Genomic DNA, 23,863 nt, shown 5'->3' on the forward strand with positions numbered 1-23,863 from the left:
CCCATTTTTGCAAATTCGCAGAAAAAAGTTGATTTTAATGCAATTTTTTGGTATACTTCTGGTAACAGCATTCTTTTTACGGAACAACCATACGTTTTTTTAGAGAGGTTTCGCATGTCTGAGCTTTCTACCCGTCTGCATCTGCGCCGCAAAGAACTGGGCCTTTCGCAGGAAGAGCTTGCCCAGCGCATGGGCTATCGGTCCAAATCCTCCATTACCAAGCTGGAAAAAGGCATCAACGACCTGCCGCAGTCCAAGGTGGAAGAGCTGGCAGCCGCGTTGGAGACCACCCCTGCCTATCTGCTTGGGCTGGACACACCCTGTCCGCCGCCGGGCTTTGAGCCGCTGCCTGCCATGACGCAGGTCCCGCTGATCGGTTCCATTGCCTGCGGCACTCCTATCACGGCAGAGCAGAACATTGAACGCTATATCGGCGTTCCCGCCGCGTGGCGCGCCGACTTTGCCCTGACCTGCCACGGTGACAGCATGTCTCCCACCATCTGCGACGGCGACATCGTATGCATTCGCTGCCAGCCGGAGGTGGAGCAGGGCGAGATCGCCGCAGTGCGCATTGGCGGCGAGGCCACCCTCAAGCACTTCCACCGGCAGGGTGATGCTGTGATGCTGCTTGCGGACAATGCCGCCGTCTGCCCACCCATGATCTTTACCGGCCTGCAGTTGGAAGAGCTGCACATTGAGGGCCGCGCTGTCGGCCTGTGCCGGGGGCTGTGAGCCGCCTGCAGTCTTTCAGGCACGTTTCATAAAAGAAGGAGGCTTCTCATGTTTTTCTCCCGCAAAAAGCCTGCCCGTTCTTACGACCCCGCCACCCAGCAGCCTGCACTGCGGTGCAGCATCTGCACCGGGGAGCAGGTGGCCGGTTTCATCTCCCCGGATGGCCATTTTGAGGACGTTCAGCTCATTCGCACGCCTCAGGAACTGGACGCATTCCGGGCACGGTACAGCATCCCGCCGGAATGCCCCCTGAAAAAGATCTATTAAAAGGAGTTCGCCATGCCCACTGCACCTGAAGAGATGACCCTGAAGGTCATTGCCCATATCCATACTGCCTTTCCCACCAAGTTCGGCATCCCGCGCCAGAGCGGCCTTGTGGACGAGCTGCGCGGCGAGGTGATCTTTACGCCCGAATACCGCAATGCCGATGCCGTGCGCGGTCTGGAAGATTTCAGTCACATCTGGCTGGTGTGGCAGTTCTCCGGCGCGGTGCGGGACAGCTGGTCCCCCACTGTACGCCCGCCGCGTCTGGGCGGCAACACCCGCATGGGCGTGTTCGCCACCCGGTCGCCGTTCCGCCCCAATCCTTTGGGCCTTTCCAGCGTGCGTCTGGAAGGCATCGAGCACCGGCCGGACGTTGGCCCGGTGCTCATCGTGCGTGGTGCCGACCTGATGGATGGCACCCCCATCTACGACATCAAGCCTTACATCCCCTATGCCGACTGCCACCCGGATGCCGCCGAGGGCTTTACCGGCCAGACCCAGTTCCACCGTCTGCAGGTACAGTTCCCGCCCGAACTGCTGGCACAGGTGCCGCAGGCCGACCGCGCCGCCCTGACCGGCGTACTGGCAGGTGACCCGCGCCCCTCCTACCAGCACGACCCGCAGCGGGTGTACGGCATGGAGTTCGGCCCGGTAGAGGTGCATTTTACCGTGGATGGCGAGATGCTCACCGTGACCGGCATCGCCCGCCGCTGAGAGGAAGCGTTTATGGAACTGCGGAACATCAATACCTTTTTGCACATCGCCGAGCTGCACAGCTTTTCCCGCACTGCGCGGCAGCTGGGCTATTCCCAGTCGGCGGTGTCCTCCCAGATTGCACAGCTGGAAGCAGAGCTGGGCGCACCGCTGTTCGACCGCGTGGGCAAGACCGTGCGGCTCACCGATGCGGGCCAGACCTTTTTGGGCTATGCACGCACCCTGCTGGCCACGGCCCAGCAGGCGCAGGCTGCCCTGCAGCCCGCCCGGCAGATCAGCGGCAGTCTGCGCATCGCGCTGGCGGATTCGGTGTGCTCCACCTTCCTGCCCGGTCTGCTCAAACGCTACCACGCCCTGTGCCCGCAGGTGGAGCTGGTGCTGTGCACCGCCACTGCCGACGGGATGCTGCAGATGCTGGGCACAAATCAGATCGATCTGGCCTATACGCTGGACCAGCCCCTGCTGCAGCCCAATCTGGTGCTTGCGGCGGATGTGCCGGAGCCGGTGTGTTTTATTGCACCGTCGGCTCACCCGCTTGCCGGGCAGGAAGTTGTTACGCTGGAAGAGCTGCCCCGGCAGGAATTTCTGCTCACTGAGCGCGGCATGAGCTACCGCGACGCTTTGGATCAGTGCCTTGCCGCCCGCGGCCTTGCCATCCACCCTTATCTGGAGCTGGGCAGCGCTGCGCTGCTGTGCCAGATGGTGGAGCAGGGCATGGGTCTTTCCTTCCTGCCGGAGTACATCGTGCGTCCGGCGCTGGCCGCAGGTCGTCTTGCCCGGCTGAATGTGCCGGACTGCACCGTGGAGATGCATCGTCAGCTGTTTTATCACCGTGACAAATGGCTGACCCCTCAGATGAAAGCCTTTATCGAGCTGGTGCGCCAGCCCGCGCCCAGCACTGCCAGCAAATGAAAAGAGCACGGGTCCATTGAAGCGCAAAGCTGAACACACAAACGAAAAACCGCCGAAGGCTTTCCTTCGGCGGTTTTTCTTATGATAGGAGGATCAAAAATGATCGTCGCTAAATATTAGTTCAGGATGGTCAGCTCGGTCTCGATGTCGAACAGGTGGACCTTGTGGGGATCGAATGCAACGCGGACGGTGTCTCCGTTGCGTGCCTTGGAGGTGGGAGCCACACGAGCGGTCATCTTGTTGCCCTTGTACTCCAGATACAGGTAGATCTCAGCGCCCATCATTTCGGAGACGTCCACCTGAGTATCCAGCTGGCAGTCAGCGTGCTTTGCCATAAACTCGGGCTCGTCGTCGATGTCCTCGGGACGGACGCCCATCTTGATCTTCTTGCCGACGTAAGCATCCAGCTTGCCGTCTGCGGTCTTCTCCTTGGGCAGGGGGATCACGTCGCCGCCCAGATCAACACCGTACAGCTCACCCTTCTTGATCAGGGTGCCGTCCAGGAAGTTCATCTGGGGGCTGCCGATGAAGCCAGCAACGAACATGTTGCAAGGCATATCGTACAGGTTCTGCGGGGTATCGACCTGCTGGATGATGCCGTCCTTCATAACAACGATACGGTCGCCCATGGTCATAGCCTCGGTCTGGTCGTGGGTAACGTAGATGAAGGTGGTAGCCAGCTTCTTGTGCAGCTTGATGATCTCGGTACGCATGGAGGTACGCAGCTTAGCATCCAGGTTGGACAGAGGCTCGTCCAGCAGGAAGACTGCCGGGTTACGAACCATTGCACGGCCCAGAGCAACACGCTGACGCTGACCACCGGACAGAGCCTTGGGCTTGCGGTCCAGCAGGTGCTCGATCTCCAGGATCTTAGCAGCCTCGTGCACGCGCTTGTCGATCTCGTCCTTCGGGGTCTTGCGCAGTTCCAGACCGAAAGCGATGTTCTTGTAAACGGTCATGTGGGGGTACAGAGCGTAGCTCTGGAACACCATTGCGATATCACGATCCTTCGGGGGAACGTCGTTGATCAGACGGCCGCCGATGTACATTTCGCCCTTGGAGATCTCCTCCAGACCGGCGATCATGCGCAGGGTGGTGGACTTGCCGCAGCCAGAGGGGCCGACGAAGATGATGAATTCCTTATCCTGGATCTCCAGGTTAAAGTCGGTAACAGAGGGAGCGGTAGCACCCGGATAGATCTTATAGATGTGCTGGCAGCTGATCGAAGCCATAGTCGTTTGCCTCCATAATTTTTAAGGTTCCCACGCTCTTGACGGCGTGTTCATTCGTTGGTACTATAATAGCAGATAATTTTGTGATATAAAATAGCATTTTATTGATTAGAGGTGTCAGATATTGCTTTTTGACTGGAACACCATCGCTTTTCCCGCTTCCGTGCAGGATCTGCAGCTGTCTGCCCCCCTCACCCTCTCCGGCGAAGGACTGTGGGTGTGCCTTGTGTCCAGCGGCCAGTGCTCTGCATCCGTACCTGCTGCCGGGCCGCTGCCGCTGGGTGCAGCGCTCATTTTGCCGCCGCAGTCCGTGCCTGCCGGGCACCTGATCCTGAGCCGTGCCCCGCTGGCCCTTGTGCCGGAAAGCATCTGCCATCTGCTCTGCGTCCAGCTTACCGGGCAGGCGGCTTCCCAGTTTCTGGCCGGACTGCACGAACTGCCCTTCCTTGCCAAGGGCGGCTCCTGCCCGGCCGCTGCCGAACTGATGGACCGCCTTGCTGAGGAAAAGGCCGCCCACAGCCGTGCCCGCAGCCAGTTGGCCTACGCACTGCTGTGTGAGCTGGCCGATGCCGACAGTGCCGCGTCCGCCCTGCCGCCGCTGGTGCAGGCCGCCATTGAGGACATCCGCGCAAACTACGCGGGCCTTTACGGCGTGGAGGAGCTGAGCGAACGGCTGGGCGTGTCCAAGAGCCATCTAGTGCGCACCTTTACCGCAGCCATTGGCGTGCCGCCGGGCAAATACCTCACCACGGTGCGCGTTGAAGCAGCCCAGCGGCTGCTGCTCCACCGGGAGTACACACTGGACGTGGTAGCCAGCCTGTGCGGCTTTTCCGGTGCCAACTACCTGTGCCGGGTGTTCAAAAAAGAAACCGGCCAATCCCCCGCACAGTGGCGGGCAATGGCCGGTCACGCCGCGCAGAGTGGGCTTTCGCCCGAGGAATCTCTGCGCGAACAGGAGCTTTATATTTAAGGGCTATGCGGTCTGCTTTTTACCGCGCAGCAGCAAAAACAGGGTCAGCACTGCGGTGAGCAGTTCCGATGCCGGGAACGCTGCCCACACACCATTCATGCCAAACAGGCGGCTCAGCACCAGCGAGCAGGCCACGATGGCCACCATGCCGCGGCAGATGGAGGTGACGGAGGCTTCCACCGGGCGGTTGGTCGCACTCAGATAGCCCGCCGCCACGATGTTGAACCCGGCAAAGAAGTAGCCCACAAAGTACAGCCTCATGCCCATGTGGGCAAACTGCGCCATCCGGGCGGAGCTTTCGCTGTTGAACACGTCAACCAGTGCATCGGTAGCACCAAAGATGATGCCGTACAGCACCGCTGCCAGCACCAGTGCGGTGCAGCTGCCCAGGATAAGCAGCTTTCTGGCACCGGCCTTGTCGCTTTTTCCGTAGCACTCGCTCACCAGCGGCTGTGCGCCCTGTGCTACACCATTGAAGATGGCCGTTGCCACCAGCGCAAAGTTCGCCACCACGCCATAGGCCGCCACGGCCACATTGCCCGCCAGACCCAGCAGCAGGAAGTTGAATACGGTGGTGGTAACGCCGGAGGACATCTCACCCACAAAGCCGGAGATGCCAAGCTGGCAGCTCTGGCCCAGCAGCCTTGCCGAGGGGCGCTGGCGCACGAACTGCACGCTGTTCTCCTTCTTAAAGAAGTGGCGGCTGCAGATGGAAATGCTGATGATGGGAGACACGGCGGTGGCCAGCGCCGCACCGGCCAGCCCCAGACCCATAGGAAACATGAAAATATAGTCGAACACCACATTGAACAGGCTGCTGCTCAGGGTAGCTACCATGGCAAGGGAGGGGTCGCCGTCGTTGCGCACAAAGGCCGACACGATATAGTTGCACATGAAGAAGGGCGTGAACATAAGGAAGATGCGGGCATACGGGATGCCCAGCGCCATGATCCCCGCGTCACCGCCCATCAGCCGCAGAAGGCCGCCGGGCGCAAAAATGCCCACCAGCAGGAACGGCACGCTGAGCACACAGGCGCAGAAGATAGCATTGGAAAAATAGCGCTGGCAGCGCTCGTCTCCCTGCGCCTTGAGGATGGCGTAGCGGGTGGCCGCGCCAAGGCCGACCATGGAGCCGACGGCAAAGATGAAGTTGTAGACCGGCAGGCAGAGGTTGAGCAGGGTCACGCCGTCGGTACCCGCCGCCTGCGAGATGAAATAGGTATCGGCCAGAATGTAGCACGAGGTACCCAGCAGGCCGAAGATATTCTGTGATACATATTTAAAGAACTGTTTTGTCAGGTTCATCCAAGTTCCCTTTCATGGCATTTTTTACGCATACCGGCATATTTTAGCACACCCCAAAATGCAAGTCAACACAAAAACGCCCTGTACCGCGCAAAAAAGCATTGACAGCCCGGGCTCTGGCCCTTACACTGGGAGCGGTCACAAAATCATCCCCCTCGCCGGGGGAAGTCTTTTATTACCAGCATCTTAATTTGGGAGGTTCTCTATGTCCGGCAGCACACTGTTTTCCATTGGCGAAGCACTCATCGATATGATCCCGTCCAGGGTGGGCTGTTCTTTTGACGAGGTTTCCTCGTTCAGCCCGCGCACTGGCGGCGCACCGGCCAACGTGTGCGCCGCCTTTGCCCGGCTGGGCGGCAAAAGTACTTTTCTGAGCCAGCTGGGCGACGACCCCTTCGGCCACAAGATCGCCCGGGAATTGGAAGCCTGCGGCATCGACCTCTCCCATCTGGCCTTTACCGATAAGGCCAGCACGGCCCTTGCCTTCGTCAGTCTGGAAGAGGACGGCAGCCGCACCTTCAGCTTCTACCGCAAGCCCTCGGCGGACCTGCTCTATTCTCCGGAGCAGATCGACCCTGCATGGTTCGCCGATGCCTTTGCCCTGCATTTCTGCAGTGTCTCGCTGGTGGACAGCCCCATGCGCTACGCCCACCTTGCGGCCATCTCCGCCGCACGCGAAGCTGGTGCTATCGTCAGCTTTGACCCGAACCTGCGCTTCCCCCTCTGGCCGGACCGCGACATGCTGCGCGGGACCGTGCTGCAGTTCCTGCCGCTTTCCAACATCCTCAAAATTTCGGATGAAGAGCTGGAATTTCTCACCGGCACTGCGGACATCGAAGCCGCCCTGCCGCAGCTGCTTGTGGGTGATGTGCAGCTGGTGGTCTACACCTGCGGCAGCAGCGGTGCCCACGCCTATACCCGCACCGCCCACGGCTTTGCCCCCTGCCGGAAAGTCCGGGCTGTGGACACCACCGGCGCAGGCGACGGCTTCATCGGCTCGTTTTTGTGGCAGCTGGAACGTGACGGCGTGACACTGGAAAAACTGGCAAAGCTCAGCAAAACAAAGCTGAACGAATACCTTGCCTTTTCCAACCAGTTCTGCGGCATCAGCGTGCAGACGAATGGTGCCATCGACAGCTATCCCACCCTTGACCAGATGCAGTAAAGGATGCAAGAAGCCCTGCGTCCAGCACCGCAGGGCTTCTTTTCTATTTACAATTTGTAGTATTGTGTCTCTATATTCCAGTTTTGTCTTGTTTCCGACATCTTCTCTGCCGGTTTAAGATTTGTTTATCCTTTGTACAAGCCTTGTTCTTATTCTCTGCCCGGTTCCATGTTACCATAAGGGCAAAAACAACAAGCAGGGAGGCTTTATCCATGTCCTTTGAATTTACCCTTCTGGATGCCTTGCAGGCTCTGCGCTGTCCGGTGCTGGATGCACTGGCGGTGTTTTTCGATCAGGCCGGTGCCCGCGGCGAGATCTGGATCGCATTCACGGCGGTGCTGCTGGCGTTCCGGCGCACCCGCCGGGCCGGGCTGGCCATGGCGCTGGCGCTGGGCCTTTATATGCTGGCGGGCCACTGCGCCTTAAAGCCGCTGTTCGCACGCCCGCGCCCCTGCGACCTCCGGCCGGAGATGCTCACGCTGGTGGCCCGGCCCCATGGCTGGTCGTTTCCTTCCGGACACACATCCTCCGCCTTTGCCGCTGCCTTTGCGCTCTGGCTGCAGAACCGCAGGCTCGGCGTCCCGGCTCTTGTGCTGGCCGGGTTCATCGGCTTCACGCGGATGTACCTGTATGTGCATTTCCCCACCGACATTCTGGGCGGCGTAGCACTGGGCCTTGCATTGGGGGCCTGCGGCTCCATGCTGGCAGATAAGATCAGCAACAAATGGGCGAAACGCAGTGAAGTAAAACGAACTGTATAAACCAATTTCGTCTCGCACTCGTTCTTGCTTTGCTTTTTACATTCAGATGAAGTATATCGCTTCGATCCTATTCGTGAAAAAGAGCCTCGGAAAAATCCGCAGATTTTTCCGAGGCTCAACTAATTATAATAGAATTTCCGCTAAAACAGCCAAAGCGCACGCGGCGGCTATTCCCAATCGTTCTCTTGCATTCAGGTAAAAACAAAAGCAGCCAGCACCGTGGAAAGGAGGATAAAGCGGTGCTGGCTGCGGTATGAGAACTCCCGAACTTTGCGGCGGATCAGGAGGGATTTGGTAGTCTGTCCGCCGTCGTTGGCGATTGCCTGGCATAGGCGGGGGACAGTGTTTTAATAAGTACCTGCTGGGCTGTGCCAGATGCACCAGCCCCCGCAGGTGAAAGCCCTTGTCGGCTTTGGGGAGATGTCTTTGCATCTCCCTGACTGCACCCTTATACTACCAGACAATCGTGGCATTTCTTTGTGGAGTTTTTGAACAATTTGCAAATAGATTTTCAGGTGTTTTCAAAGGAGGCCCCAGCTTACCGGGGCGGCGGGCCGGAAGTTTCTCCGAAGACCGTCCGCTGGGGTGGGACTGGAGTCCCGGGCTGTTCGCGGAGAAAGCTTCCTACTGGCCTGCATTCATGCTTTTACTGCGCCCCGAAAAATTCCTTGGCGATGTCCGCGCTGCGCTTGGCATCCTTGGCGTACCAGTCCGCGCCGATCTTCTCGGCATATTCCGGGGTCAGCACGGCACCGCCCACCATGATCTTGCAGTCCAGGCCCGCTTCGTGCAGGGCGGCGATGGTCTCCTCCATGCTCTTGAGGGTGGTGGTCATCAGGGCGGAAAGACCCACCAGATGCACATTCTTTTCCCGCACGGTGTTCACCACCGTCTCCACCGGCACATCACGGCCCAGATCGATCACCTCAAAGCCGTAGTTTTCCAGAATGACCTTGACGATGTTCTTGCCGATGTCGTGCACATCGCCCTTGACGGTGGCCAGCACGATGCGGCCCTTGCTGGCGCTGCCCTCGCCCTTCTGGGCAATGACGTTCTTGATCTCCTCAAAAGCGCTCTGGGCAGCACTTGCAGCCTGCAGCAGCTGCGGCAGGAACAGCGTGCCCTTCTCGTACTTGGCACCCACGATGTCCAGCGCCGGGATCAGCGCTTCGTCCACCACTTCCAGCGGCTGCTTTTCGGCCAGCAGTGCCTTGGTCTGGGCGGCGGCATCGCCCTTCAGGCCCTTTTCCACCGCCTTCATCAGTGGAGCGTAAGGGCCGGTAAGCTCTGCGCTCTCACCGGATGCGGATGCCGAAGCCGCAGGCACCGTCTGCGCGGCCTGCTTGAGGGCCACCGAGGCGGGCACATGGTCGGCATACCGCTCAATGTACTTCGTGCTCTGCGGATCGCGGTTGGTCAGCACGTTGTAAGCATACACCGCCGCCATCATCTCCTCGCTGGAAGGGTTCATAATGGCGAGGTCAAGGCCCGCATACATCGCCATGGTGAGGAAGGTGGTGTTCAGATAGGGGCGGCAGGGCAGGCCAAAGCTGATGTTGGACACGCCCAGAATGGTGCGCACCCCCAGCTCCTTCTTGCAGGCTTCCAGTGCCTGCACGGTGGCCAGAACGTCCTTCTGCTGGGCGCTGGCGGTCAGGGTCAGGCAGTCGATGTAGATGTCCTCCCGCGGGATGCCGACGGCAAGAGCCGCCTCCGTGATGCGGCGGGCAATGGCCACCCGGTCCTCGGCGGCGGGCAGGATGCCCCGCTCATCGATGGCAAGACCCACGATGGCCGCACCGTACTTTTTGCACAGGGGCAGAATCGCGTCCAGCTTTTCCTGCTCGCCGTTGGTAGAGTTGACGATGGGCTTGCCGTTGTACACGCGCAGGCCGTTTTCCAGTGCCTGCACATTGGAGGAATCCAGCTGCAGCGGCAGGCTGGTGACGCTCTGCAGGGCCTTGACCACCTTGGGCATCAGGGCAGGCTCGTCCACGCCGGGTGCGCCCACGTTCACGTCCAGCACCTGAGCCCCGGCCTCCACCTGACTGACCGCCTGCTCCAGAACATAGTTCATATCCTCTTCCCGCAGTGCCTGCTGGAAGCGCTTTTTGCCCGTGGGGTTGATGCGCTCACCCACCACCGTGATGCCGTCCACGTTGACGAAATCCACCGGCGTACACAGCACCGAGGGCATTTTGTGGGCCGGACGGCCGGGTACGCAGCCTGCAAAAACGCTGTTCAGCAGCTTGATGAACTCCGGCGTGGTGCCGCAGCAGCCGCCCGCCGCGAACAGATGCAGGTCCCGGTAGGGCTTCATTTCCATGGCGAAGAGCTGCGGGGTGATATCGTAGCCGCTGCCGTCGGCCCGGGGCAGGCCCGCATTGGGCTTGACGAACACCGGAAAGTCGCCGGGCACAGCCTCTGCCAGACGCTTTGCCATGGGAAAGATCTCCTTGGGGCCCAGTGAGCAGTTGATGCCCACCGCGTTGGCACCCAGGCCACGGGCGGTCACGCCGAAGCTTTCCACCGTGCAGCCGGTAAAGGTGCGCCCGCCGGCTTCAAAGCTCATGCTGACTAAGATAGGCAGGCCGCTGTTTTCCTTTGCTGCCAGCAGAGCGGCTTTCAGCTCGTACAGATCGGTAAAGGTCTCAAAGAAAATGAGGTCGGCCCCGGCGGCAGCGCCTGCCCGGACGATGCGCGCATACTCGCTCACCGCATCCTCAAAGGCCAGCGTTCCGCTGGGTTCCAGCAGTTCTCCCAGCGGGCCGACATCCAGCGCGGTCAGGGCACCGTAGGGCGCACAGGCGCGCTTGCAGTTGGCGATGCCCGCCGCAATGATTTCTTCCAGACTGTAGGCGCTGCCCGCCAGCTTGTGGGCCGATGCGCCAAAGGTATTGGCGTTGACGATGCGGCTGCCCGCAGCGGCATACTTGGCATGGATGCTCTCGATCAGCTCCGGATTGGTGATGTTCAGCTCCTCCGGCTTTGCACCCAGCTTCAGGCCCGAAGCCTGCAGCATGGTGCCCATGCCGCCGTCCAGCAGGACGGTATTGCTCTGTTTGAAAAGTTCACTCGCTTGCACAGGTCTTTCCCCTCTTTCTATACTCACACCGGGTGCGCAGCACGCAGTGGCCGCACCCGGCCAGTTTTCCCTTTACCGGGTGGCCGCTGACCCCCAGAATGGCCGTCACGCTCTTGCGCGGGGTCATCAGGTTGGTATCGGTCACACACAGGCCCGCCCGGCGCACCGTATCCAGTGCGTTTGCCACCAGCGGCTGTACTGCAATATCCCAGTCACCGTAGCCGGGCGAAAACCGCCCGGTCAAATACTTTCCCTCTTTTGCGGCCCACTGGCGCAGCTCTGCTTCGGCTGCGTCTGCGGCCTGCTCGGCCAGCGCGCTGCCCAGCGCATCGGACGCAACGCCCGCCGCGATATCTCCCACACCGGCACGGCGGATCTGTGCATCCACGCCGGGGCCAAGGGTCACGGCCAGCAGCACCGCCTGCGGGCAATTTTCCAGATGCTTCATCACATCCCCACCCCGCAGGATGCCTGCTTCGGCAAGGGCAGCCGTGTCCGCTTCCAGCCAGACCGCCCGGGGCGTTGCCGCCGCCAGCAGCGGCATGGCGCATGTTTCCAACAGGGTCATGGTGCGGTCGTCCGGTTCCCCTCTGGCCCCGAAATACCGCGCTGCCTGTGCTGTATCGATCGCCGCCGGTTTTGCCAGCACCAGCGGCTGCGGTGCACCGATCATCCGCCGCACCTCCTTGCTTTTTTGAAATAAAGTGGTCTTAAGTATACCGCACCTGTGGGATTTTATCAATCCCGCAGAGCGGCGGATAAAAGAAAACTCCCTCAGTCACAGCTCACGCCGTGCCAGCTCCCTCAAGGAGGGAGCCTCTGTCGAAAAGGTAATCTTTTCGTTTTTGCCAAAGGCCCCATCCCAGAGGGGGCTGTCTGTGAAGCAGACTGGGAGAGTTCGTTCTTTATTTGATGCAGCTGGAACAGGGCGTATAGCCTGCTTCCACGGCTTCCTGATAGTTGGAGAAGAGGATCTGGTTCTTCTCTGCCGGCAGGTTCGGGCAGGTAGGCAGATGGAACTTTTTGCTGTTCACATTGCCGATGTACGCCTGCTGGGCCGTGCTGGATGCCGCCGGGTCGGTGGGGTTCAGCACGGAATCTGCCGCAAAGTGCTCGGTGCCCACGGTGTAGTTCTGGCCGTCACTGCCAATGGTGATGGTGCCCTGCAGGTCGGTGCGGTACACATCCACCCCGGCATCCCGCAGGATGCTCAGCGTTTCCTCGTGTGGGTGGCCGTACTTGTTGTTCACGCCGCAGGAGATGATGCCCATTTCCGGCAGCACCGCGTTCAGGAAGAGGTAGCTGGTGGAGGTGCTGGAACCGTGGTGGCCCACCTGCAGCACATCGGCCCTGAGGTTCGCGCCGCTGTTCACAAGGTCGGTCTCCGCAGTCTTTTCCATGTCGCCGGTCAGCAGGAAGCTGGTGGAGCCGTAGTCGATGCGCAGCACAATGGAGGTATCGTTGGTGTCGCTGTACTGTGCCACCGGGCCAAGCATGGTCACGGTAGCGCCGCCCAGCGGCCACATCGTGCCCACGGCGGGCACTTCTACCTGCAGGCCCTGCTGTTGGGTGTACTTGACAAAATCCTGAAAGCACTTGGTGGAGGCATCGGCCACCGGGCTGTACACATGGTACGCCGGGAAGTAGGCCAGTGCGGCAGCCAAGCCGCCTACATGATCCTCATGCGCGTGGGAGCAGAACACATATTCCAGCTGTTCCACCCCCTGACTCTGCAGGTAAGAGACGATGAGACTGCCGTCGTCCACATTGCCGCCGTCGTAGAGCATGAACTGTCCGTCGCATTCCACCAGCACACTCAGCGCCTGACCCACATCGATGAAATGCACCTCCAAGGGTGCGTCCACTGTATCCACAGCCGCCGCAGCAGAAGCGGACGGGTTCGGCACTACATCGGCGCTTCCGCCCGGGACGGACGGCAGCCCGCTGCAGCCCGCAAGGCTCAGCACCAGTGCGGCGGCAGCGGCCAGCGCAGCAAGGCGCTGCCACAGGCCTTTCTTAGGCGCGTTTACTTTTTCTTCTTTCCAGTTTTCCACGTTGTGTTCTCTTTCTGTTGATCGTTTTTTGGCTTGCGCGCGGGTGCCGAATGGGGCGCAAAGCGTGCGCCGGGGCTGGGCGCACGGCCTGTCGGTGCAGCGGCACGGCTTTGGCCGTGGGCAGGCTTGCCGTTATGGCCCTTCTGGTTCGGGCGCACCGTATAGGTGCCGTCATTGTGGATCGTCACATCGGCGGCTTCGGCCCGGCGGGCAGAGCGCTGCACGGCGCGGCGGCCTGCGGCGGGCACCAGCAGGGGGATCAGGTCCTCCCGGTGGGTCATCTTCAGCGCCTTGACTACCTTCTCGGCGTTGCGAGGCTCGTAGTATTGCAGCAGCGCCCGCTGCAGCGCCTTGCCCTCGGGGGTCTTTTCCACAAACACCGGCTTCAGGGTGTAGGGGTCAAGGCCGGTGTAGAACATGCAGGTGCTCACAGTGCCGGGGGTGGGGTAAAAATCCTGCACCTGTTCCGGGCGCATGTGGTTTTTATAAAGATATTCTGCCAGATAGACTGCATCCTTGAGGGTGCTGCCCGGGTGACTGGACATCAGATAGGGCACCAGATACTGCTTTTTGCCGGCCTTTTTGCTCAGCTCATAGAATTTATCCTTGAACTTGTTGAAGGTCTCGATGGGCGGCTTGCCCATGTAGGCCAGCGTGTTGGGAGCACAGTGCTCCGGAGCCACCTTCAGCTGGCCGGACACATGGTACTCTACCAGTTCCTTGAAGAAGGTGTCGTCCGGGTCGGCCATCAGGTAGTCGAACCGGATACCGCTGCGGATGAACACCTTTTTCACGCCCGGCAGCTCCCGCACCCGGCGCAGGATCTTCAGGTAGTCGCTGTGGTCCACGATCATGTGGGAGCAGGTGGTGGGGGCAAGACAGTGCTTGCCGCCGGTGCACATGCCCCGCAGCATCTGCTCCCTGCAGGAGGGAAAGCGGAAGTTTGCGGTGGGGCCGCCCACATCGTGGATGTAGCCCTTGAAATCCGGCTCGTGGGTCATGCGCTCGGCTTCTGCCACGATGCTGTCCGCGCTGCGGCTGGTGACACGCCGCCCCTGATGCAGCTGGATGGCGCAGAAGTTGCAGCCGCCGAAGCAGCCGCGGTTCTGGATGATGGAGAACTGCACCTCACGGATGGCGGGCACGCCGCCCATGCTCTCGTAGATGGGATGATACCGACGGGTGTAGGGCAGGGCGTAGACCTTATCCAGTTCCCCGCGCACCAGCGGCTTTGCGGGGATGTTCTGCACCAGATACTTTTCGCTCTGCTTCTGCACGATGATCTGGCCGCTGACCACATCCTGATTGTCCATCTGGATGCGGCAGGCCTTGGCATACGCCGTCTTATCCGACGCCACCTTTTTAAAGCCTGCGCACTCCACGTAGCGCTCGGGCAGATGGTCGAAGTCGGTCATGTAACAGGTGCCGTCCACGTCCGTGATGCTCTCCACCGGCTCCCCGGCGGCAAGGCGGCGGGCGATCTCCACGGTCTGGTGCTCGCCCATGCCAAAGCTGATGATGTCCGCGCCGGAATCCTCGGCGATGCTGGGCAGCACGGTGTCCAGCCAGTAGTCATAGTGGGCAAAGCGGCGCAGAGAAGCTTCCAGACCACCCAGGATCACCGGCAGGTCGGGATAGGCCTGCTTTGCAAGGCGGGTGTACACGGTGGCGCTGCGGTCCGGGCGTGCGCCGCCCTTGCCGCCGGGGGAGTATTCGTCCTCGGCGCGGGGGATCTTTGCCACGGAATAGTGGCTGACCATGCTGTCCACGTTGCCGCCGCCGATGAAGAAGCCGTACTTCGGCTTGCCGAACCGCTTGAAGTCCTCGCAGTCGGTGTAACGTGGCTGGGCCAGCACGCCGATCTTATAGCCCTCGGCTTCCAGCAGACGGCTGATGATGGCAGTGCCAAAGCTGGGGTGGTCCACATAGGCGTCGCCGCCCACCACCACAAAGTCCAGCTGCTCCCACCCGCGGGCCTCCATATCGGCCCGGCTGATGGGAAGAAATTCGGTGTAGATCTTAGGGGAAGAGTTGTCCATAATGCTCCTTATCTTTATGTTTCATCCGGTTGGTTCATCTGCATTTCCAGCCACTGCTGGCGGCTGATAAGCACAGCGCGGGGCTTGGCACCCTCGTAGGGTCCGATGATGCCTTTTTGTTCCATTTCGTCCATGATACGGGCCGCACGGGCGTAGCCCAGCTTGCAGCGGCGCTGCAGCAGGCTGGTGGAGGCCTGACCGGCATCGATGACCACCTCCACGGCCTGCTTGAACATCGGGTCGGTATCGGGATCCTCGTCGGAGTCCGCGCCGCTGCTGCCCTTCTTGCCGTCCTGAATGGCGTGCTTTTCCATGGCTTCGATCATGGCTTCGTCATACTGCACGGTGCCGCTCTGCTTGATGAAGTCCAGCACACGGCTGATCTCCTCATCCCGCACGAAAGTGCCCTGAATACGGGTAGGCTTGGGCGCACCCACGGGCATGAACAGCATATCACCCATGCCCAGCAGCTTTTCGGCACCGGAGCCGTCCAGAATAGTGCGGCTGTCCACCTGACTGGACACTGCAAATGCGATGCGGCTGGGGATGTTGGCCTTGATCAGGCCGGTGATCACGTCCACGCTGGGGCGCTGGGTGGCTACGATCAGGTGCATACCGGCGGCGCGGGCCTTCTGGGCGATGCGGCAGATGGAGTCCTCCACATCCTTGCCCACCACCATCATCAGGTCGGCCAGCTCGTCGATGATAATGGCGATGTAGGGCATCTTTTCCAGATCAGGCCGTTCTGCGGCCAGCTTGTTGAAAGACTTGATGTCGCGCACATTGTTCTCTGCAAACAGATGATAGCGGCGCTCCATCTCCTGCACCGCGCTGCCAAGGGCACCTGCGGCCTTTTTCGGCTCGGTGACCACCGGCATCAGCAGGTGGGGAATGCCGTTGTACTCGGCCAGCTCCACCACCTTGGGGTCGATCAGCAGCAGCTTCACGTCCTCCGGGCTGGAGCGGAACAGCAGGCTCATGATGATGCTGTTCACGCACACGGATTTACCGCTGCCGGTGCTGCCTGCAATGAGCAGATGGGGCATCTTGCACAGGTCTGCCACCTGTGCCACACCGGCAATGTCCTTGCCAAGCGCAATGCCCAGAGGTGAGGTCATGCGCAAAAAGCTCTGACTCTCGAACACGCTGCGGATATACACCGGGGTCTTTTTGTGGTTGGGCACCTCAATGCCCACGGCAGGCTTGCCGGGGATGGGCGCTTCCATACGCACATCTGCCACCGCAAGGTTCAGGGCGATATCGTCTGCCAGCGAGGTGATTCGGCTGATCTTGACACCCGCCATGGGCTGCACCTCGTACCGGGTGACGGAGGGGCCCCGGGAGATATCCAGCACACGGGTGCGCACGCCAAAGCTTTCCAGCGTATCCACCAGCTTCTGGGCGTTGGCTTTCAGCTCTTCCTGCGCGCCGGGGTCGGTCTCGTCCTGCGATTTTTCAAACAGCTCAATGGGCGGATACTGGTACTGATAAGTATCCACCGGTTCGGTCTCGTCCACAGGGGCCGCTGCCGCGGCCTGCTCGGAAGCGGCAGGCTTTTCCATTGCCGCTGCCACCAGCGTGCTGATATCCTTTTCCTCCACCGGTTCGCTGGTAATGCTGATCCAGCCGTCCTCGTCGGGTGTGCCGCGCATGGCAACGGCGTTTTCGGCGCTCACCCGGGCGGGTGCCGCCGGGACTGCGGGCTGGATGGGCACGGCGGGCATCTCCGGCGTGACTGCCGCTGCCGGGCTTTCCGGCTGGGCCGTCGGCATTGCCGGGGTCATGACCGGAGTATCAAAACTTTCCGCTGCCGCAGGCTGCACCGGCTGTGCAGCCTTTGCAAAGAAATCGGATGCATCGGTCTCCACTGTGTCCTGTACGATGGGCTGCGGGGCAGGTCTGGGGGCCGGGCGCAGCGGGTTCTGCCCAAAGGTGCCGCCCGGGCCCACGATGAGCGGCTCGATGGGTTCGCTGCCGCCCTCCTTCACCTCAGTGTGGTCGGGGCCAAGGTCTACGTCAAAGGAAGCCCGGGGCCGGGATACCCGTACCTGCACCGGCGTGATGGCCGGGGCGGCAGGCTCCGGCTGGGCAAGCGGCTGGCCGGAAGTATCTGCGGGCGGCTCCGGCTGCGGGGCGGCCTCCGGCTCCTCCGCCTCCATCTCTTCGGTCACCTTGTGGCCCCAGTGGCGGATGCCGTTCAGCCAGTCCGGCACACCGATGCGGAAAGCCGGAGTTTCCATCTCCTCTTCGGCATCTTCCTCATCCCGGTATTCATCTTCTGCTTCGTCGTAGTCTTCCTCAGCCTCGGCTTCTGCCGCGCGGGCAGCGGCACGTTCAGCGCGGCGGGCTGCGCTCTGCTGCGCCATGGCCGCACCCTTTGCGTGCACGCCGCCAAACGCAGCGCACAGCCATTGCCACACCTCTGCCGGGGTCAGATCAAAAATGTACAGGCTGACACACAGTGCCAGCACGATCATGATAAGGGTTGCCGCAGGCCGTCCGCACAGCAGCAGCAGGCTGCCGCCCAGCAGTGCACCCAGCGCACCGCCGCCGATCCATGCATTCACGCCGTTTGCGTAGCAGGCAGCCGTCATCTGAAATGCCGACATGCCCTGCGGCTGGATATCGGAAAAAACGATCACCGTGCCGCAGGCAAACACCAGCCCCAGAACCAGCTTGAAGATCTTGGGCAGAAGGTCTTCGCCCCGGGTATACTGCACAGCAAGGCAGCACACTGCCGTGCCCAGCACAAAGCTGCCGCAGCCAAAAAGTCCGAACAGCACATCGTGCAGGGCCTTCCATGCCGAATCTCCCTCCACAAAGGCCAGCACCACCAGCAAAAGGCCTGCAAACAGGGTGCCAAGCCCCGCCGGAAGCCGCTGTTCTGCGCGTTTTTTGCGCGATGCTGCGCGCCGTGTTGTCGTTTTACGTTTTTTTGTTGCCATGTTTCTTTGTTCCCCGCGTTTGTAGTAGACACACTATTTGATTTTATTATTGTACCACGCAGGGAAGGAAATGGCAAACCTATTGTTGTACAAAATCGGCCTTCATTTGCGTTCAATCTCTTTATACAGCCACGCCAGCGCATCCGAAAGCCCGCCCAGCTCATCAATGAGCTTTTCCTTCACGGCCCGGCGTCCATCCAGCACGGTGCCCATGTCCATCACCAGCTCGCCGGTGTGGAGCATCAGGTCGGTGTAGCGTTTTTCAGTCATGCCGCTGTGGGCCGCTACGAAGCCGGTGATGCGCTGCTGCATCTGCTCAAAGCTGCGCATGGTCTGCGGCACCCCCAGAATGACGCCGGAATGCCGCACCGGGTGCACGGTCATGGTGGCTGTGGGCACGATGAAGCTGCGCCGGGCGCTGACGGCAAGCGGGATGCCGATGGAGTGCCCGCCGCCCAGCACAAGCGTTGCACTGGGTTTGGACACGCTGGCGATCAGCTCCGCCAGCGCAAGGCCTGCTTCCACATCCCCGCCTACCGTGTTCAGCAGCACCAGCAGGCCTTCGATGCGAGGATCCTCCTGCGCGGCCACCAGCTGCGGGATGACATGCTCATACTTCGTGGTCTTCTGGCCCTGCGGCGCTTCCGAATGGCCTTCGATCTGGCCGATGACGGTCAGGCAGTGGATCACATGCTCCCCGCGGGCCAGCGTGACCGTGCCCAGATCTTCGATCTCTTCTTTTTCCAGCCGACGCGCGTCGGTCAGCTGCGTTTCATCGTTCATATGCTTTCCTCCTGCGTTTTCTGTCAGCATTCCCCAGCCTGTGCCGGGCTATGCAGACCCGCTGCAGCAAAAAAGCGGTAACATTTCATAAAAATTTTTTGAGAATGATTTGACATTCTCCATCGGTGCAGTATACTTTAAATAATTGACTGTAATATCTGCAATATGAACCCGTAAACGGATCGGGGTTTCTCTGTGCCGCATCTGTAAAGCAGGCAGCTGCGGCAAGTACTGCGATAGAGCGAAAGGAGAAAGTATTCTATGAACACTCCTGCAAGGGCTTCGCTTCCCGTTATCAAGCGTCTTCCCAAATATTACCGCTATCTGTGCTCTCTGCAGGCAGACGGCATCAACAGCATTTCTTCCCGCGAGCTGGCTGCTCAGATGGGCACCACCGCTTCGCAGGTACGGCAGGACTTCAACTGCATCGGCGATGTGAATGGCCGGCAGGGCATCGGCTACTCGGTGGAAAACCTGCTCTCCATTCTGGAAGGCCTGCTGTTCGGCAACGGCGACCGCCTGCCCACCATCCTGATCGGCTGCGGCCGTCTGGGCAAGGCAGTGAGCCGCTTTATCACCACCGATACCAACGGCTACCGCCTGATCGCCGCCTTTGATGTGGCACAGAGCGAGGTGGGCAAGGAGATCAGCGGCATCCAGATCCGCCATATCGACGAGCTGGAGTCTTTCTGTGCCGAGCATCACCCCAAGGTCGCAGTGCTCTGTGTGCCCCGCGACGGTGCGGAACAGGTCAGCGGCCGTCTGGTGGATCTGGGCATCGAGGGCTTCTGGAACTTCTCCCACTATGACCTCTCTGTGCCGTATCCCGATGTGGTGGTGGAGAACGTCCATCTGGGCGACAGCCTGATGAGCCTTGGCTACCGCCTGCGCAATCAGGACTGAACGTACCTATTGTAAGTAATAAGAGAACCCTCTCAGTCAAAGCCTGAGATGCCGCTGAACCCTCTCAGTCTCGCATACGCTCGACAGCTCCCCCGAAAGGGGAGCTTTATGAGTGGGGACGGGAAAGTTTCTGCTTCTCCGGCGAAGGACAGCCTGCCCGGAAGATGCAGAAAAGCTCCCCCATCGGGGGAGCTGGCAAAGCCGTCAGGCTTTGGCTGAGAGGGTTCTTTCTGTAAGGAGAGTTTTTCAAATGGCAAAACTGTATTTCCGTTACGGCGCGATGAACAGCGGCAAGAGCACCGCCCTGATGCAGGTAGCCCACAACTACGAAGAACAGGGGATGCGGGTGCTGATCCTCAAGCCACAGGTGGACACCAAGGGCGGCGGTGAGCTGGTGAGCCGTCTGGGCGTGCGCCGCAAGGCTGATCTGCTGATCCCGCCGGAGACGGACGTGTTCGAGGCCGTGCGCACGGCCAACGCTGACGGTGCGCCGCTGGCCTGCGTGCTGTGCGACGAGAGCCAGTTTTTCACTGCGCAGCAGGCAGAACAGCTGTTCATGGTCACGGTGGATTTGAACATTCCGGTGATCTGCTACGGCCTGCGGGCAGATTTTTCGCTCAAGGGCTTTCCCGGCTCTACCCGGCTGCTGGAGCTGGCCCACACCATCGAGGAAATGAAAACCATCTGCACCTGCGGCCGCAAGGCCATCTGCAACTGCCGCAGAGTGAACGGCAGATTCGTCTTTGAGGGCGAGCAGGTGGCCATCGATCTGGAAAACGATGTGCAGTACGTGAGCATGTGCCCCCAGTGCTATTTCAAGGCAAAGCGCGCGTTCTACGCCGAAAAAACTGCTTCGCAGGCTGACTGAAACTTGTATACAAGGCCGCTGTGTCCAACGACACGGCGGCCTTTCTTTTTTATCCCCGGCCTATGGGCGCAGTCCACGCAGCAGCGCAAAATATGTCGCTGTCGGCGCTTTTTCACCCCCCAAAAGGACGAAGAAGCACCGATTTCCATGCCCGCAGACCAGTGCCGGGGGACCGCCGCAAACAATTGATATATCAGAGTGAACATTTTTTGCGCTATTGATATATCAGTTTAAAGGCTCCCATCCGGGCTTTTTTAGCTGTTGTTCGTCCACAATGTATGCAACGATTCTACGTTCTGAAACGGAATGTTTACAAAATTATTGCAAAGTTCGACGTTCCTCCTATGATGCATCCCAGTTTTCTATGCAAAATAGCGAAGTATACATGTTGCACAGTTTTTCGAGCCAAGTTTATTCATTTCAGCGAAGGCGTCAATTCTTGCGCGGAAACAAGAGCAATATTTGTACGTTTTTTGTTTAGATATCTGCAATTTGCGTCTTTCTTTTTGGTTGTTGTTTTGTTATCATAATTGTATACAACGGGGTATGTGCAGAACCCCCGTGCGAGATGATGTTTTCTGTATTTAGGAGGAGAACGAAAATGAGCAAGGCAATTTCTCGTCGTGATTTCATGAAGGTCACCGGCGCTGTGGGCGCTGCCGGCCTTCTGGCTGCCTGCGGCGGCAACTCTGCCGCATCCAGCTCTGCTGCTTCCACCGCTTCTTCCGCTCCCGCTGCTTCTGCAGACGAGAGCCTGGCACTGTCTGACGGCCCTGTTTCCATGACCATCAGCTGGTGGGGCGGCGACAGCCGTCACGAGGCTTACCAGAACGCCATCAAGGAGTTCCAGGCTGAGCACACCAACATCACCATCGAACCCACCTTCGCCGCATGGTCCGGCTGGGAAGAGAAGATGGCAGCTGCCTTCATCGCTGGCAACGCACAGGATGTGTGCCAGGTGAACTGGAACTGGCTGTACAACTACTCTGCCGACGGCAGCAAGTTCGTGGACCTGAACACTGTTTCCAAGTTCCTGGATCTGACCCAGTGGGATGACGCTGCCATGGACGCCTGCTACGTTGCAAACAGCCAGCAGTGCGTGCCCGTTTCCATGACCGGCCGTATCTTCTTCTGGAACATGACCACCTTCAACAAGGCTGGCATCACCGAAGTTCCCAAGTCTCTGGATGATCTGATGGCTGCCGGCAAGGCATTCAAGGAGAAGCTGGGCGACGATTACTACCCCATGCATCTGGGCGCATACGACCGTATGATCCTGATGGTCTTCTACCTCGAGTCCAAGTACGGCAAGGACTGGGCTGACCCCGTCACCTCTACCCTGAACTACACCGAGGACGAGATCGCTGAGGGCATCGACTTCATCAAGAGCCTGGTGGATGGCCACGTCATGATGAACCTGAAGACCTACTACTCCGCAAACTCTGATACCGCTACCCACCAGTCCAACGAGTGGATCACCGGTAAGATCGCAGGCATCTTCGAGTGGGATTCCGCTGCTTCCAAGTACTCCTCCGCTCTGGATGATGCCAACAAGGACGGCTTCACCGTTGGCGAAGAGATCAAGTTCGGCGACAACAACGGCGGCTTCTCCAAGGTCTCCATGGGTCTGGCCATCACCAAGACCAGCAAGTGCGTTGCCGAGGCTGCTACCCTGATCAACTTCCTGCTGAACGAGGAGAAGGGCGCTTCCATCATGGGTTCCGAGTGCGGCATCCCCGCTTCCAAGGCTGGTCTGGCTGCTGCTCAGGCTGCCGGCGCTGTCAAGGATCTGGTTGCTGAGGCAAACGCCAAGGTCATGGCCTTCACCACCAACAAGCTGGATCCCCTGTTCGAGAACAACGACCTGAAGGCTTCCGGCACCGGCATCTATCAGGAAGTGTTCGACACCGTTGACTACGACGGCGTTTCCGGTGCAGACGTTGTTGACACCCTGCTGGATGGCATGGAGTCTGTTGGCTACACCATCGGCTAAGTTACATTTTTGAGTGCCGCCGTGTGCGGTCACGCACAGAAAAGGGCACCCTTTGACTGAACCTGAGGGGCACCTGCCGCCCGACCGGCAGATGCCCCTTTTTTGTCAGAGATATATTACAAAATCTTGACAAAGCTGTATCCAGTCTGTTACCCCTTCGTCCGTCTCATGCTCCGAAATTCCTTAAAAAGGAGGATTTCCCAGATGAAAGAAAGCAATGCACCCGCCGTCGGGCGCACCCCGTTCCAGAAGTGGCTGGACAAATATCAGGGTCTGTTTTATCTGATCCCCTGGATCATCGGCTTCGTCGTCTTTAAGGCAGTTCCCTTCGGTCAGTCGCTGTACTACAGCTTCACCGATATGAACTTCTTCGAGAGCGGCACCAAGTTCGTTGGTCTGGCCAACTACATCACGGCCTTTACCACCACCAAGATCACCAAGGCGCTGATCATCACCTTCAAGTACGCTTTCATTACCGTGCCTCTGAAGCTGGTCTTTGCGCTGTTCATCGCATACATCCTGAACTTCAAGATTGCATGCGTCAACCTGTTCCGTACTGTGTACTACATTCCCTCCATTCTGGGCGGCTCTGTTGCAATCGCCGTTCTGTGGAAGGCTGTGTTCAGCGTGGACGGCCTGCTCAACACCGTGCTGCGCGCTGTCACCTTTGGTCTGGTGCAGGGCCCCGAGTGGCTGTCTGACCCCAGCTACGCGCTGTGGATCATCTGCTTCCTGCGTATCTGGCAGTTTGGTTCCGCCATGGTGCTGTTCCTGGCCGCTCTGAAGGGCGTGCCTGCAGACCTGTACGAAGCCGCTACCATTGATGGTGCCGGCAAGTGGCGTCAGTTCTTCTCCATTACCGTTCCGATGATCACCCCCATCATCTTCTACAATCTGGTCACTCAGATCTGCCAGGCTTTCCAGGAGTTCAATGGCCCCTACATCATCACCAACGGCGGCCCCCGTGGTTCCACCACGCTGATCTCTCTGCTGGTTTACAACTACGCATTCAAGTCTTATGACATGGGTATGGCATCCGCTCTGGCATGGATCATGTTCATCATCGTCTGCATCCTGACGATCATTGCATTCACCAGCCAGAAGAAGTGGGTCTACTACTCTGACGAAAGGTAAGGTG

At 59.7% G+C, this 23,863-nt stretch carries 19 protein-coding genes; 11 read left to right on the plus strand and 8 right to left on the minus strand.

From position 1 onward, the window contains the following. Positions 1-114 precede the first annotated feature (114 nt). Genes GKG36_RS04510 through GKG36_RS04525 form a run of 4 tightly spaced genes read left to right on the plus strand, consistent with a single transcriptional unit; the run spans position 115 to position 2,622 of the window. The gene (locus GKG36_RS04510) at positions 115-732 is read left to right on the plus strand and encodes a LexA family transcriptional regulator (RefSeq protein WP_005942852.1); all 618 of its coding nucleotides are present in this window, start codon (positions 115-117) and stop codon (positions 730-732) included. 48 nt (positions 733-780) lie between these two features. Next, positions 781-999, plus strand: coding sequence for a hypothetical protein (locus GKG36_RS04515; protein ID WP_005942855.1), 219 nt, complete (start codon positions 781-783; stop codon positions 997-999). A gap of 12 nt (positions 1,000-1,011) precedes the next feature. Then, a complete protein-coding gene (gene tsaA / locus GKG36_RS04520; RefSeq protein ID WP_154259416.1) occupies positions 1,012-1,710 on the plus strand; it encodes a tRNA (N6-threonylcarbamoyladenosine(37)-N6)-methyltransferase TrmO in 699 nt (232 codons plus the stop codon). A 12-nt stretch (positions 1,711-1,722) separates the two neighbouring features. Beyond that, positions 1,723-2,622, plus strand: coding sequence for a LysR family transcriptional regulator (locus GKG36_RS04525; RefSeq protein ID WP_154259418.1), 900 nt, complete (start codon positions 1,723-1,725; stop codon positions 2,620-2,622). A 116-nt stretch (positions 2,623-2,738) separates the two neighbouring features. On the opposite strand, the gene ugpC is transcribed toward GKG36_RS04525, so the two are convergent. Beyond that, positions 2,739-3,854: a sn-glycerol-3-phosphate ABC transporter ATP-binding protein UgpC gene (gene ugpC, locus GKG36_RS04530; RefSeq protein WP_120079914.1), complete on the minus strand. Its 1,116-nt coding sequence runs from the start codon at positions 3,852-3,854 to the stop codon at positions 2,739-2,741. Positions 3,855-3,978: 124 nt separating this feature from the next. On the opposite strand from ugpC, the gene GKG36_RS04535 reads away from it, so the two are divergent. After that, on the plus strand, positions 3,979-4,824 hold the full coding sequence (locus GKG36_RS04535; protein WP_005942868.1) for an AraC family transcriptional regulator: 846 nt from the start codon (positions 3,979-3,981) through the stop codon (positions 4,822-4,824). A 3-nt stretch (positions 4,825-4,827) separates the two neighbouring features. Here the strand turns inward: GKG36_RS04535 and GKG36_RS04540 are convergent, their stop codons facing one another. Continuing rightward, complete coding sequence (locus tag GKG36_RS04540; RefSeq protein ID WP_154259420.1) at positions 4,828-6,129, minus strand: MATE family efflux transporter; 1,302 nt, start codon at positions 6,127-6,129, stop codon at positions 4,828-4,830. A 205-nt stretch (positions 6,130-6,334) separates the two neighbouring features. Here GKG36_RS04540 and GKG36_RS04545 point away from each other — a divergent pair, with 205 nt between their 5' ends. Further along, positions 6,335-7,294: a carbohydrate kinase gene (locus GKG36_RS04545; RefSeq protein ID WP_154259421.1), complete on the plus strand. Its 960-nt coding sequence runs from the start codon at positions 6,335-6,337 to the stop codon at positions 7,292-7,294. 212 nt (positions 7,295-7,506) lie between these two features. Continuing rightward, a complete protein-coding gene (locus GKG36_RS04550) occupies positions 7,507-8,055 on the plus strand; it encodes a phosphatase PAP2 family protein (RefSeq protein ID WP_154259423.1) in 549 nt (182 codons plus the stop codon). A 646-nt stretch (positions 8,056-8,701) separates the two neighbouring features. Here GKG36_RS04550 and GKG36_RS04555 read toward each other — a convergent pair. From GKG36_RS04555 to GKG36_RS04580, 6 genes are all read right to left on the minus strand, one after another. Further along, positions 8,702-11,140, minus strand: a complete 2,439-nt coding sequence (locus GKG36_RS04555; RefSeq protein ID WP_173012884.1) for a homocysteine S-methyltransferase family protein — start codon at positions 11,138-11,140, stop codon at positions 8,702-8,704. Next, positions 11,127-11,813 (minus strand): methionine synthase, encoded by a 687-nt coding sequence (locus GKG36_RS04560; protein ID WP_097773801.1) that lies wholly within the window; start codon positions 11,811-11,813, stop codon positions 11,127-11,129. The genes GKG36_RS04555 and GKG36_RS04560 overlap by 14 nt, the downstream gene beginning before the upstream one ends. 232 nt (positions 11,814-12,045) lie before the next feature. Further along, positions 12,046-13,194, minus strand: a complete 1,149-nt coding sequence (locus GKG36_RS04565) for an MBL fold metallo-hydrolase (RefSeq protein ID WP_173012885.1) — start codon at positions 13,192-13,194, stop codon at positions 12,046-12,048. After that, entirely contained in the window at positions 13,167-15,233 is a 2,067-nt protein-coding gene (locus tag GKG36_RS04570; RefSeq protein ID WP_097777240.1) for a YgiQ family radical SAM protein, read from the minus strand. Before GKG36_RS04570 ends, GKG36_RS04565 begins: the two co-directional genes overlap by 28 nt. A 14-nt stretch (positions 15,234-15,247) precedes the next feature. After that, entirely contained in the window at positions 15,248-18,178 is a 2,931-nt protein-coding gene (locus tag GKG36_RS04575; RefSeq protein WP_154259425.1) for a DNA translocase FtsK, read from the minus strand. A gap of 102 nt (positions 18,179-18,280) precedes the next feature. Next, complete coding sequence (locus GKG36_RS04580) at positions 18,281-18,961, minus strand: ATP-dependent Clp protease proteolytic subunit (protein ID WP_097780808.1); 681 nt, start codon at positions 18,959-18,961, stop codon at positions 18,281-18,283. Between the two features lie 261 nt (positions 18,962-19,222). Here GKG36_RS04580 and GKG36_RS04585 point away from each other — a divergent pair, with 261 nt between their 5' ends. The 4 genes from GKG36_RS04585 to GKG36_RS04600 all read left to right on the plus strand — a co-directional run bounded on the left by GKG36_RS04585 (position 19,223) and on the right by GKG36_RS04600 (position 23,859). Continuing rightward, the gene (locus GKG36_RS04585) at positions 19,223-19,864 is read left to right on the plus strand and encodes a redox-sensing transcriptional repressor Rex (protein WP_005942917.1); all 642 of its coding nucleotides are present in this window, start codon (positions 19,223-19,225) and stop codon (positions 19,862-19,864) included. Positions 19,865-20,114: 250 nt separating this feature from the next. After that, positions 20,115-20,732 carry a thymidine kinase gene (locus GKG36_RS04590; protein ID WP_154259427.1) on the plus strand — a complete coding sequence of 206 codons (618 nt, stop codon included), beginning with the start codon at positions 20,115-20,117 and terminating at the stop codon, positions 20,730-20,732. Between the two features lie 601 nt (positions 20,733-21,333). Beyond that, positions 21,334-22,725, plus strand: a complete 1,392-nt coding sequence (locus tag GKG36_RS04595) for an ABC transporter substrate-binding protein (protein WP_154259429.1) — start codon at positions 21,334-21,336, stop codon at positions 22,723-22,725. 204 nt (positions 22,726-22,929) lie between these two features. Continuing rightward, entirely contained in the window at positions 22,930-23,859 is a 930-nt protein-coding gene (locus tag GKG36_RS04600) for a sugar ABC transporter permease (RefSeq protein ID WP_154259430.1), read from the plus strand. Positions 23,860-23,863 lie beyond the last annotated feature (4 nt).

It is taken from the genome of Faecalibacterium sp. BIOML-A1 (genome assembly GCF_009679715.1).
GTDB lineage: Bacteria > Bacillota > Clostridia > Oscillospirales > Ruminococcaceae > Faecalibacterium > Faecalibacterium taiwanense.

Excerpts from the sequence above, each read along its gene's own strand:
- GKG36_RS04510 (WP_005942852.1), top strand. The coding sequence starts at position 115 with ATGTCTGAGCTTTCTACCCGTCTGCATCTGCGCCGCAAAGAACTGGGC.
- GKG36_RS04515 (WP_005942855.1), top strand. The coding sequence starts at position 781 with ATGTTTTTCTCCCGCAAAAAGCCTGCCCGTTCTTACGACCCCGCCACC.
- tsaA (WP_154259416.1), top strand. The coding sequence starts at position 1,012 with ATGCCCACTGCACCTGAAGAGATGACCCTGAAGGTCATTGCCCATATC.
- GKG36_RS04525 (WP_154259418.1), top strand. The coding sequence starts at position 1,723 with ATGGAACTGCGGAACATCAATACCTTTTTGCACATCGCCGAGCTGCAC.
- ugpC (WP_120079914.1), bottom strand. The coding sequence starts at position 3,854 with ATGGCTTCGATCAGCTGCCAGCACATCTATAAGATCTATCCGGGTGCT.
- GKG36_RS04540 (WP_154259420.1), bottom strand. The coding sequence starts at position 6,129 with ATGAACCTGACAAAACAGTTCTTTAAATATGTATCACAGAATATCTTC.
- GKG36_RS04545 (WP_154259421.1), top strand. The coding sequence starts at position 6,335 with ATGTCCGGCAGCACACTGTTTTCCATTGGCGAAGCACTCATCGATATG.
- GKG36_RS04550 (WP_154259423.1), top strand. The coding sequence starts at position 7,507 with ATGTCCTTTGAATTTACCCTTCTGGATGCCTTGCAGGCTCTGCGCTGT.
- GKG36_RS04560 (WP_097773801.1), bottom strand. The coding sequence starts at position 11,813 with ATGATCGGTGCACCGCAGCCGCTGGTGCTGGCAAAACCGGCGGCGATC.
- GKG36_RS04570 (WP_097777240.1), bottom strand. The coding sequence starts at position 15,233 with ATGGACAACTCTTCCCCTAAGATCTACACCGAATTTCTTCCCATCAGC.
- GKG36_RS04575 (WP_154259425.1), bottom strand. The coding sequence starts at position 18,178 with ATGGCAACAAAAAAACGTAAAACGACAACACGGCGCGCAGCATCGCGC.
- GKG36_RS04580 (WP_097780808.1), bottom strand. The coding sequence starts at position 18,961 with ATGAACGATGAAACGCAGCTGACCGACGCGCGTCGGCTGGAAAAAGAA.
- GKG36_RS04585 (WP_005942917.1), top strand. The coding sequence starts at position 19,223 with ATGAACACTCCTGCAAGGGCTTCGCTTCCCGTTATCAAGCGTCTTCCC.
- GKG36_RS04590 (WP_154259427.1), top strand. The coding sequence starts at position 20,115 with ATGGCAAAACTGTATTTCCGTTACGGCGCGATGAACAGCGGCAAGAGC.
- GKG36_RS04595 (WP_154259429.1), top strand. The coding sequence starts at position 21,334 with ATGAGCAAGGCAATTTCTCGTCGTGATTTCATGAAGGTCACCGGCGCT.
- GKG36_RS04600 (WP_154259430.1), top strand. The coding sequence starts at position 22,930 with ATGAAAGAAAGCAATGCACCCGCCGTCGGGCGCACCCCGTTCCAGAAG.